This window comes from Agrobacterium sp. LMR679, from assembly GCF_027157905.1.
GTDB classification, from domain to species: Bacteria; Pseudomonadota; Alphaproteobacteria; order Rhizobiales; family Rhizobiaceae; genus Agrobacterium; species Agrobacterium leguminum.
Map to the genome: position 1 here is coordinate 30,412 of NZ_JAPVOJ010000003.1, position 10,195 is coordinate 40,606.

General features: G+C 60.2%; 13 protein-coding genes and 1 pseudogene. All 14 read right to left on the reverse strand.

The genetic code is table 11. From position 1 onward, the window contains the following. Window positions 1-20: 20 nt before the first annotated feature. The 14 genes and pseudogenes from O3W47_RS25195 to O3W47_RS25260 all read right to left on the reverse strand — a co-directional run bounded on the left by O3W47_RS25195 (window position 21) and on the right by O3W47_RS25260 (window position 9,867). Entirely contained in the window at window positions 21-1,931 is a 1,911-nt protein-coding gene (locus O3W47_RS25195) for a hypothetical protein (RefSeq protein ID WP_269314909.1), read from the reverse strand. Further along, a complete protein-coding gene (locus O3W47_RS25200) occupies window positions 1,894-2,547 on the reverse strand; it encodes a hypothetical protein (protein ID WP_269313744.1) in 654 nt (217 codons plus the stop codon). Before O3W47_RS25200 ends, O3W47_RS25195 begins: the two co-directional genes overlap by 38 nt. A 72-nt stretch (window positions 2,548-2,619) precedes the next feature. Continuing rightward, window positions 2,620-2,898 (reverse strand): hypothetical protein, encoded by a 279-nt coding sequence (locus O3W47_RS25205; protein WP_269313745.1) that lies wholly within the window; start codon window positions 2,896-2,898, stop codon window positions 2,620-2,622. Window positions 2,899-2,963: 65 nt separating this feature from the next. Next, a pseudogene (locus O3W47_RS25210) lies at window positions 2,964-3,701 on the reverse strand (phage capsid protein); the annotation flags it as partial. Window positions 3,702-4,051: 350 nt separating this feature from the next. Beyond that, the gene (locus O3W47_RS25215; protein WP_269314910.1) at window positions 4,052-4,378 is read right to left on the reverse strand and encodes a hypothetical protein; all 327 of its coding nucleotides are present in this window, start codon (window positions 4,376-4,378) and stop codon (window positions 4,052-4,054) included. A 42-nt stretch (window positions 4,379-4,420) separates the two neighbouring features. After that, a complete protein-coding gene (locus O3W47_RS25220) occupies window positions 4,421-4,723 on the reverse strand; it encodes a hypothetical protein (RefSeq protein WP_269314911.1) in 303 nt (100 codons plus the stop codon). Between the two features lie 277 nt (window positions 4,724-5,000). Continuing rightward, complete coding sequence (locus tag O3W47_RS25225) at window positions 5,001-5,345, reverse strand: hypothetical protein (RefSeq protein ID WP_269313748.1); 345 nt, start codon at window positions 5,343-5,345, stop codon at window positions 5,001-5,003. A gap of 38 nt (window positions 5,346-5,383) precedes the next feature. Then, a complete protein-coding gene (locus O3W47_RS25230; RefSeq protein WP_269314812.1) occupies window positions 5,384-5,719 on the reverse strand; it encodes a hypothetical protein in 336 nt (111 codons plus the stop codon). Further along, on the reverse strand, window positions 5,707-6,006 hold the full coding sequence (locus O3W47_RS25235) for a portal protein (RefSeq protein WP_269314912.1): 300 nt from the start codon (window positions 6,004-6,006) through the stop codon (window positions 5,707-5,709). The genes O3W47_RS25230 and O3W47_RS25235 overlap by 13 nt, the downstream gene beginning before the upstream one ends. Beyond that, on the reverse strand, window positions 5,973-6,719 hold the full coding sequence (locus O3W47_RS25240; RefSeq protein ID WP_269314913.1) for a portal protein: 747 nt from the start codon (window positions 6,717-6,719) through the stop codon (window positions 5,973-5,975). Before O3W47_RS25240 ends, O3W47_RS25235 begins: the two co-directional genes overlap by 34 nt. A 279-nt stretch (window positions 6,720-6,998) precedes the next feature. Continuing rightward, window positions 6,999-7,220 carry a hypothetical protein gene (locus O3W47_RS25245; protein ID WP_269313749.1) on the reverse strand — a complete coding sequence of 74 codons (222 nt, stop codon included), beginning with the start codon at window positions 7,218-7,220 and terminating at the stop codon, window positions 6,999-7,001. A gap of 134 nt (window positions 7,221-7,354) precedes the next feature. After that, window positions 7,355-8,173 carry a hypothetical protein gene (locus O3W47_RS25250; RefSeq protein WP_269314914.1) on the reverse strand — a complete coding sequence of 273 codons (819 nt, stop codon included), beginning with the start codon at window positions 8,171-8,173 and terminating at the stop codon, window positions 7,355-7,357. After that, window positions 8,119-8,835: a hypothetical protein gene (locus tag O3W47_RS25255; RefSeq protein WP_269314915.1), complete on the reverse strand. Its 717-nt coding sequence runs from the start codon at window positions 8,833-8,835 to the stop codon at window positions 8,119-8,121. The genes O3W47_RS25250 and O3W47_RS25255 overlap by 55 nt, the downstream gene beginning before the upstream one ends. A gap of 714 nt (window positions 8,836-9,549) precedes the next feature. Continuing rightward, on the reverse strand, window positions 9,550-9,867 hold the full coding sequence (locus tag O3W47_RS25260; protein WP_269314916.1) for a hypothetical protein: 318 nt from the start codon (window positions 9,865-9,867) through the stop codon (window positions 9,550-9,552). Window positions 9,868-10,195 lie beyond the last annotated feature (328 nt).

Genomic DNA, 10,195 nt, shown 5'->3' on the forward strand with positions numbered 1-10,195 from the left:
TCGACCATTTGCGCCGATAGCTATGCTAGCGGTGTCCTCGAGATAAAGCCGAACAGACACCACCTTGCCGGGCCGTCGCACAACATCGTCATTCGGGAGAACACGCACGAAAGGCATGCATTCATGCAACGGCGCGGACCATATACCGACGAGCGCAGCCTTTCCTGCAATCTCGGTTTGCACCGAGCCCGCAGACACGACAAAGGCCCGTGGAAATCGTTTTCGATTTCAACCCAAACGGCGCGACCATTGAAGCTGGAAAGGCCGGAGATCTGCCCCGTCAGGTCAGTGACCGCAGACACAGTCAACTGCAGAACACTTTCTTCATCTTCAACAAGGATTTCCCGGGTGTACGCCCCGTTGCGCTCTACTGTCAGCCAGACACGGTCGAGACCATCAACGGAAATGTCATGAACTAAACCACCTTCGGCAACCGGCCACTCACTGGCCGCAAGCCTGATGTCCTGACTGACGTTCACGCCGCCGGAAATAAGCCGCCCATCTTCACGTAGGATCCAGAGGCGGTCAGCGGACATTCCGCCCCGTTTACGCTGCACCACCAGTTTCCGCACGTTGGAGACGATATCGTTGTTGAGATCGTTCACGGGATCGGGCTTGAAAGCCTCAGAGACGGCGTCATAGTCGGCAGAATAAAGAATGCCCCCGTCACGCGAGACGAAATAAATCATTCCACCCAGCAGAACAGGCTTGCAACCCTTCTTTGTGCCGATCTCTGACGCCTTCACCCAATTGAGGGGCTTTCCCCGCTCTATCGTCCGGTTAGACGCGAAATATTCCGCCCGGTTCGTAAAAACCACAAGGTACGTGGCATCGATCGCATACAGGACGGTTTCGGAAACTTCAGTTCGAAGCGCCTCCAGCCGGGCAGCGTTATCAGACTGGCTTTCAATGTTGAGATCGAAATACTCACCGATGCGTGACATGGCGATGGCGGCTGGCTTCGATCGAGGCGCGATGTAGACTGATCGATCCTGAAAATTCGTCATCGCTGCAAATCCGCCCCTGGTGACGGAAATCAAGGGTTCACCTGCCGTCTTGCCGATCGACGCGTGGGTGACGAGTGCCGATGCTTCCGATGTGTTGACTATCCGGGCATCGAAATCATATTCCTGCCCCTGCAGAGGGCCGCCGAAACGCACAACCAGCCGCCAGAACCGACCGCCGCCGCCGGCATTGGAAACCGTCACACCCGACGAGAAGCCGGGCAGAGCAGCAATCTTGCTCTGGATGTTGAGGCAGAACGCATCCCAGCCGCCGAGATCCGGAGCGCCGCCAAGGTTTGCCGCTTCCGTTGTATTTCCTTCGACGGTCATGGACACGGCGAGCTCCGGCACGCCTTCACCCCAACGAAAGTAAATGTCCCATACATCGTCCGTCTTTGCGTAATCACCGCCAAGATCAACGTCAGGAACAAATTCAAACGGCCAGGCACCCACAGTCCATAGCGCGTCATTCGAGGAATTCCGCAAAATTCTCAAACCCGAAAAAAGCGACGGATGAAAGATACCAACCGTGTTCGCTTCGCCATAGAATTCGAGATCCGGCAGCATTTCGGATGTGATTTGCGGAACGGCGACAGTCGCAACTTTAACCAGATCTTGCCGCCATATCTCGACCTGCCCCGCCATGAAATAAAGCGTATAGGAAAGCGCCGAGCTCACGGTGAGAGTGGTTTGAACGACTGGAGCCGCCGGAGCCGAGCCGACCAGGCGAGATCCGGGCAACAGCGTAAAACCGCTTTGCGGCACTGGCTCTACGCCAAGCATCCGCTTCGCACCGGAATAGTACTGTTTCAGGTTAACCTTGCCGAATAGGCTCTGCGCCAACTGGCGGCATTCGCTGAGCTCTTGAGCTGTCCCGCAACGCGCGCCATCAGAATTCTCCATGCCAGGGAAGATAGGCGCGTCCACCGGTGTTATGCACAGCGGTCAGAGGGTCATTCGCAAGAAGCGGCTCGCCGATCGGTGCACTCGCCTTGTCCTGGGCCATCAACCGGCCGAACAATCCGCCAGTGCCCTCACGCGAAGGAGTGCCGAAAGCCTCAACAAGCTTTGCCTCTCGCAGATCCTGATCGGCCCAGACCGGAATGGCCAGATATCCGGAAAGTGCGATGACGAAGGCAGCACGGAAGGAAGGATCCCAGTAATCAGGATCGACCAGGACTTTGCAAAGAGACCAGGTGTCCGTCACATTCGCGAACAGCATCCCTTCCTCGATGGCAAAACACCGCAGTGGTGACGGCGATTGTCCGGCTCGATCCATGATCTTGAGAGGATTTCCGATGCGGTTGCCCGGCAGAGCGAAAGCATGCGACCAGCCATTGTCCGGCCTGTCGGCTAGGCGCGTGTTTTTGAAGGTCTTACGGGCGAAGGTCCAATCATGCATGCCGAAGACCTGGTCGACAACGCGTCTCCAGGTTGCCTCGATCTGCTCGGAGAGCTCCGAACCGTCGTCGATCGAAAACATGGGGCCAGCACCGATATCCGTCAGCGCCTCGTTGATGATCGTCGCCCTGTCAATTGTCATGACCACCGCCCGAAAAAAGAAAACCGTGGCCAGAGAATACCGGCCACGGTCCATCGTTGAGTGCGACGCGAATTAAGACGCGGCCAGACCACCATCTACGGCGACGGTGACGTTGCCGGTCGGCGGCACGGCCGTGGTTCGAAGCACCACGCGCGCCGTCGTACCGTTGATATCCGCTACGCAATCGATGATGCTGCCGACCGTCAGATTGTCACGGCTGTCATTGAAGAAACCGGCGGCCTGCACCTCAGCCAGCGTGTGGACGGTGGCATAGTCGAAAAACATGATCTGACGCTGGCCGGGAATGCTGATCGTGGTCCGGCGGCGCAGATCGCGGGGGCGATGAGCCATAGTCGTATCCTTTTCAGTTGAGACAGGAGGGCGAGCCGCCCGCGCGAAACGGGCGGCATGTCACATCAGGTCGGGCGAACCGTATCGTTGATTGCGAGGTAACGCAGACGCTTGACACCTTCCGGGAGGAGGCCGATGGCCGCGCCGGAAAGAGCCGTGTCGCAGAGAAGCGGCTTGCCGGCCTTGCCGATCCATTCGTTGATGTCCATCTGCTCTTTCGACCAGAAGGTTTCACAGCCAACGGCGGATTTCGTCCACATGAACGTATCGAGGTAGCCGGCAGCCCATTCGTCCTGACCTTCCACCCATTTGGCCGTGCCGTAGTTGAAATGCTCATCAGGCAGCGCCATGATATGGATGCCCTTCCAGGTCTTTTTGTCGACGATACCCGACTGAGCGAAGGGAAGATCCTTATCGCCCTGGTAGTCCTTGGAGGAGAATTCCTTGTACCAGCAAAGCTGCTCGAACCACATAAACGGGATGGGGTAGTAAATCTCCTCATCCGAGCCGACGCCACGAACCTGGGCGGCAGCACGATTGACGAAGGGAAGATCGATGCGCGCACTGCCGTCGCCGATCGTCTTCGGAACGGTCGGGCCGCCGCCCGGAATGTTGGCATTGCCGACGTTGCAGAACGCGTCGAGCGCATCGAATTTCAGGTTGTCGCGTTTCATTCGCACCGATTTGGCCATCGCGTCGGAAACTTCCGCCTGGTAAGACGGAGCCTGGCGCAGCGTGTCCTGGTTGCGAATGGTCGCTTCCGCCGTATAGTCGGAGGCCTGCGGGAAACGACGTCGATGTCGAGCCCCTGCGGACGGACTTCCTCGATTGCGCCGGAAAGCTTGTACATTTTGATGCGGCCGCCCGCGATCGGGAACTTGACCGTACCGGCGACGTTTTCGCCGGTTTTCATGGTGCCGTCAGAAATCCACCCTTGGACTTCAAACGGGTTGCGACGTCGTCGCGGATTTTTTCTTTGAACCAGGCTTCAACAGGCATGTGTGACCCTCAATTGGTGTGATGGACGAAATCACCGTGAGGGCCGATTAGCCGGGCGCTACTGGGTCCGGTGAAGGATAGCCAGCATGTTCCCCAGGTCGCTCCCGTCCGGTAGCAGGCAAATCATGCCAGCGGGCGGGAGCCGTTAAGTGCGTCAGCCGGGATAAACGCGTTTATAGTCGGCCTGCAGCTGGTCATAGGACGCGCGGTCGAAATCCTTGTGACCGACAGTGTTCTGCGGCAGAGCCCCGCGCTTGGCCAATTCAGCCTTTGGATCAAGACCACCGGAGCCACCAAACTGCATGGCAGGGCCGCCACCCTGGCCACCGCCGACAACGCCACGCATCCACTCAAACACGCGATGCCCTTTCGCGCTGTCCCCGAGCATCGCCTTGGCAAATTCGACGTCATCTTTCGCAAGGCCGCCGTTTTCGGCGCCCTTGGCGGCAACGCTATCGAGGAACGCGTAATTTTCGTTCATGCGCTTTTCGACGGCCTGGCGCTGCTCGGCCTCCGGCAAGTGCTAGGCAACATCCGGAACGAGGGCGGCCCGCTCGGCCTTCTCGTCGACAACCGGCTCCATCAGGCCCATTTCAGACGAGACGGAGAGGAACTGCTGAACCATGCCCTGGTAAACAGGCAAAGGAACCTTGTTATCGAAAGCGTACTGCTGCATGCGCGCCGTCAAAGGATCGCCTTTCAGCGTTTCCAGATGCGGCTTAATCGCTTCCGGAATGTCGCCGGAAAACTCCGCATAAGCCTCAGCCGTCGCCCCAACCTTGTTTGCCGCGTCGCGGTCTCGATAACCGTCGAGCGCCTTTTTCATGTTGTCGATCGTCTCGGTGTTGCTCTTGCCAACAAGATGATCCGCGATGCCTTCCGGCTTGTAGATATCTCCGGCGGGCGGAGACGGTGCGCCCGCCGGAGGGCGACAGCCGATGGAGGCGGCTGCGCGCCCGCGTCGGCGGGAGGAGGAGCCGACGCGGAAGAACCTGCCGGCGGCGCGGCTGCTGCAGCATCACCGCCACCGCCGCCACTGCCGCCCGCGTCCGAGTTGAACAGCATCAGGTCAAAAAAATTGATGCCGCCTAAAAATCTGCCTTTCATGATCCAGCTCCATTCTGGTTTTGAGATTTCGATAAGAGTTTTTCGCCATGACCAATGGCCGCGAGGATCGCCTCGCCGACGCCATTAATGCCCTGCCGTGTTGCCGTGTTGAGTGCTGTTTGCTCGAAGGTCTGGCCGGTCGAGCGCAATGGCATGCGAAGGGTGATATCCATCATCCATTCGAACATGGCCCGGCCTTCAGGCGTGTGGTAAAGCCCATACATAAATTTGGCGACACCTTCCCGCGGCTGCAGTGGCGCATCCTGCAGCTGCGGCCTAAACAGGGCCTCGAGCCCTTCCCAGCCGTCGCCGTCATCCGTAAGCCGCTCGAGCAGATCCATAGGCTGAGCGGCGCGCTCCGGAAGAAATGGACCTGACATCAAGCAGCCCTCCGCATATCCGCCACAGCGAGATCCTTGATCGCGCCCGGAGCCTGCTTTGCCATTTCGGCCGCCATCATCGCCTGCATCTGCTGGCGACGTGCATCCTCGATCTTGAGGAGCACCTTTTCCTTTTCCGCGTCGTCAGGGATCAGATCCTTGTCGATCTGCAAGCCGTCGGCGATCCGCTCCATGACCTTGTCCTGGTTCAGATAGAGCTCGCGCTGCTCGGGACCGGCAAAGGCCATCACCATATCGTGGTAATTGGCGATCGAGGCGATGCGGTCCGCATTGAGCGCAGCCTGCATCGGCGAGCGGACGTTCACCGAAACCAAAGGTCATCCACCTGCTGGATCCCGGGCAGCATGCCGAATTCCATCAGGATCTCTGCAGCTCGCGGCACAACAACCGGCATGATCTCGCGGACCAGGCGGCCGAATGCGCCGATGTGAATGTTTGCACGCTGCTGCAGACGGGCCGTCATTTCGGAGGCGGAACGCGGCGTGCCCTCATATTCCGGCAGGCGCGTATCGAACATGGCCTGCTTGATCTGGCCCTGCAGATCGCCGATGAGCATCTGGGCAACGTTCATGCTTCCCGACGCCGGATCGAGGCGCTGCACGTCGGACCGAGAACGCCGCCCGTCGATTGCATCGCCCAGAACTGACCCGGGGCCATCTGCACGGTGTTCGGGTTGAATGTGCCGCCGGCGCGGTAACCCCAGATACCCAGCATGTTGATCGCGGCGCTTTTCAGAGCAAGCTCTTGCGCCTTGTTCAGCGTCTTGATCGTCGGCAACGCAGTCGGGATTACGCCACGGCCGTAAGCCTCGCCGGGCACGCGGTAATAGCGGGGAATGGCAATCGGCTGGGTCCGGTAACGCTCATGCGTCACGAGACCCAGTGCGTTATCGATGCGCGCGCCGAAGTGCCAGCCACCACCCGGCTGACGATCCGCCCACCAGTCCTGGTAAACCAAAATCTCCTCAGACGGGCGGGTTCTCGCCAGCTCCTTGAAGTTGTCAGGAAACCGGCCCTTCGACCAGGCGTCAACGATCTGGTCGCGCCGAAGCGTCTGCCGCCACGACACCAGGTTGACCCGGCCGAAAGCATCGGTCGATATCGCCAGCTGGTCGAAGGGAATGCAGGCAAACATGATCGGGTTGCTGGGCGTACCTTTGACCGGCAACAGCGCGCCAGTGCCCACGGCCAGATCGATGCACATTTCGTGAATGGCAGTATCCCAGTCACCCGCCAAGAAAAATGGGTGAATGAGGGTCGAGACCCGCGACAGTTCCCGGTTGAACTGCTTTTTTTCGCTGTCCTGCAGCGCCATCGCGGCGAGGGGCCAGCCTCGAGCTCGAATGTGGACTGGCCGGCCGGGAAGAGATCGCGCTGCAGATTGCCCGCGAAATACATCGCCGACATTGGCGCGGTCATATCGAATAACCGATCCGGCCCGCGCGCCTTGCCATTCGCGCCGCCGCTGGGCCGACGCATCGGCACGGCGAAATCATAGGCCTCCTGGTAGATCGGCGTCCAGTGAGGCGAGCGCCCCGGGTGTTATCAACGCGGGTTTTCAGAGCCTGGACATCAACGTTGAAATCGCCATCCATCAGGCAAGCACCGCGCTGGATCCGCCGGCGTCAGCGCCACTGTCCTCAAACAGACGGCGGCCACGGGGCGCGCGCCGCGTGGCCGCCACTGCCTGATTGTTCCGGTTCGCTTCCGCAAGCTGCCGATCGTTCGCCACCTGCTGCAGCTGACGGCTCTTTTCCGCCTCCTGCTTTGCGCTCTTGTCCGACCCGCCGAAAAGTCCCTTGACGATCTGGCCCATGCAACTCCCCGTTCAAAATCAAAGGGTTCCGCCCGGGTGCTGGAAGCCGACGAGGCGCGCCATGCGCACACCGCTGGGGTTGCTTTCCGTCACATGGGTTATGACGGTTCGATTTTGGGCCAGAGCCGTCAGCGTCAAATGCGCGATACGGACGAGTTCGCGCATATACGCGCGGGCGGGCGGGCGAAGCGCCAGACAGAATTCCCATCGCCCCTCACAATCCGGGACGAGATAAGCAATGGCCAACAACTCATCACCGGCATGAAGCGAGACACTTTCGCCGTTCGAACGCTGCCAGATCGCTGCCTTACGCGCGAGCGCGCGCCCGCCCGCGCGGGGCAATCAAGCCAGGCTGCCGGACTGGCGACGGTTACGTCCCATACGCTGAAATCTCCCGGGCGCTGCGGCTTAGGCTGATTTCGCAAAAGCCGCTGCTCATGCAAGCTGACGACGCCGGACGGCAGCACCGAATTCGCGCCGTGCGCGACAACGTTACGCAGGCCGATGTACCCGAGCCGCCGGTATTGTTCAGCATCATGCGGATGCGAGTAAGCGTTTTTGACCACGGCAAGCTTATCGGTTCCGCCGATCGTCGCCTGTTTCGTGAGCTTGTAGTGAGCAGCGAAGCCGCCCAGGATCATCTTGCAGCGCGGATCGACGAGGTAACCCGGCACCCGGCCATCAATCATGGTGGTGAGACCCATTCGCACCGCATCCTGTCGTACCCCGGGCTCGTTAGATGGGGCGGGCAAAATGGGAAAGCGCAGCGTTTTCTGGACCGTCATGGCGAAATTCATTTCGTCGGTCTCCTTGTCGCCGCCGTAGAAAATCGCCGGGTCGCCATAAATGCCGATGATCGGCAGGCCCGAAAACTGGCTCATCAGCAATTCCAGCAGCATCAACGAAAACCGCGTCGGCCCCGTGCCGGGTTCCGTGACGAGCTCGGCCAGCAAGCGTTCCTGCCCGTTCGCCTGCGGCTGGCCGATGGTCGCCGATGGAGAGCCGCCGCCATCGATGCCGATCGTGATGCCACGACCTGGCGTCGGCGCAAGCGGCTGATCCGCCTTGTGGATTTTTTCGTTGTACTCAGGATAGACCGGCTTTCCGTCCTGGGCGTAACCGGGAGCCCATGCACCATGCGCCGAGACAGGTTCTCCGACATGGCGCGCAGATCCATTTCGTAAGCCGAGCGCGGGCGGCCGACACGGTTTTCCGCCCCATCGTCGAGACCACCAGGCTGACGGAAAAAATTATAGGCCGGGTTCTTCTTGTCAGGATCCTCCCACCCGACCTCTTTGAGCAGCGGATGATCGACGTCGGGCGGGTTCATATCGCCCCAAAACATGCGCGGCAGGGTGATTTCGGTGTCGTCGACCGTCATCCCCATCCGCCTCATCGCCTCGCGGCCGTCGCGCGAAACTCGATCGAGCTCGGAAGGCGCGATGTCTTTCACTGGCGGATATCGGCCGGTACGCATGAACAGAGCGCCCGGGACTTCCGGGCTCATCATGTCGACTTCGTTCCCCCAGGCCATCGAGACCTCATAGCCTTTGACGAACTGCATCACGTTGCTGTCAGCGATCGCGCCCGTCTCGAGCGTGAATTCAACGATCACCTTATCCGGACCGCGCCAAGCTTCCCCAGACCAGATGGTGGCGGACCGGGCGATCCTGCCCGCCCTCATACCCCTTGTCCGGCCGCTGCCAAGGGTGACCGACCGGAAACATTTCGTGCCAACTCGCCAACGCCGTTCGGGCGAAATCGCGATACGTGTCACGAACGCAGATCAGCTTCACGCGCACGCGCCCGTCCCTGCACACGGGCATGTACGGGGCCGCGAGCAGCGGCCCTGATGCAACTGGCGACGGTCTTTCCGGAGCCGGCCGGCCATGATGATATCGATCGGCCCCCGCGAGTGAATGAAAGCCGCGCCCACCGGACCCGGCGGCACATACCGCGCAACATCGATATTTCCCATGACCCAGAAACCCTTTCGAAACCCATAGCCCGCGCGCCCTCCGCTCTCGTTCGGAAAGATTAATTTCGCCGCGACGCCGTTCAGTCGGGCAATGGCCAAAAGGGCAGTGTGTGTGAGGCGACACACCCATAGGGGTACTTCACTTTCAATTTTCAAACCGAAGTCGCGGGCGTATGCCCCGTCCGCATGAGCCACCCCACCACGGGCGGGAGGCCAGCCGGTTTTCCGCGCACGCGAGGCCGGAAACCAAACCTGCCTACTGATTTACGATCAGTTGCGGCATCAATGATTTCAGATGGTTATCTATAGATATGTCGCAAGCCCTCGAAGTCGCACGAACGGACATTGATTTCATTGATCTTTTTCGCTCGGTGCGTCTACCCGCGTCAGGTCCAGCGCCGCGCCTTCGGCTAGCCGTTCGGTCGGCATTTCGCCGATGAACATGACGCCGAGTTTGGTTTCCTTGACATGGACTTCCTGCGGTCGCTTGGCATGGAAGAACGGCATGAGCTCGGCGTTGGCATCCTCGATCATGTCGTATGCCTTGCTCATCATCTTGAACACCTGGTCGCGGTCGAGCACGCCAGTCCGCACCGCCGCTTCCATCGCCTGTTCTGGCGTAGCACCTTCGAAGGTCGGGAGACAGGCCAGCTCGGCGGCAAGCGCCACCGGATTGGAGTTGGCCAGGTCAGCGGGTTCAAGGCCGGATCGCGATAGCCCATGGATAGCAGGTAGTTCGCCAGATCGGTGGAACGGCGGTTCTGGGAGCCTTTCGGCCTCCCCCTCGCCCGCTTGGCGGCATCCATGATTGACGCGACGTGTTTGACCGGACCGGCGAATAGGCAGTTCTCGCCGTCAGGATCGGCAAGCAAGAGGATTGCTGCGCGGGTTCCTCGCGCTCGCCCGCGATGGACTGGGCGAGGCCGGCCATGACAGTTTCCGTCATCGCCGCCATCGATCCGACTTTCGCGGCGCGCTCCGGCGAAATTTCCGGCGG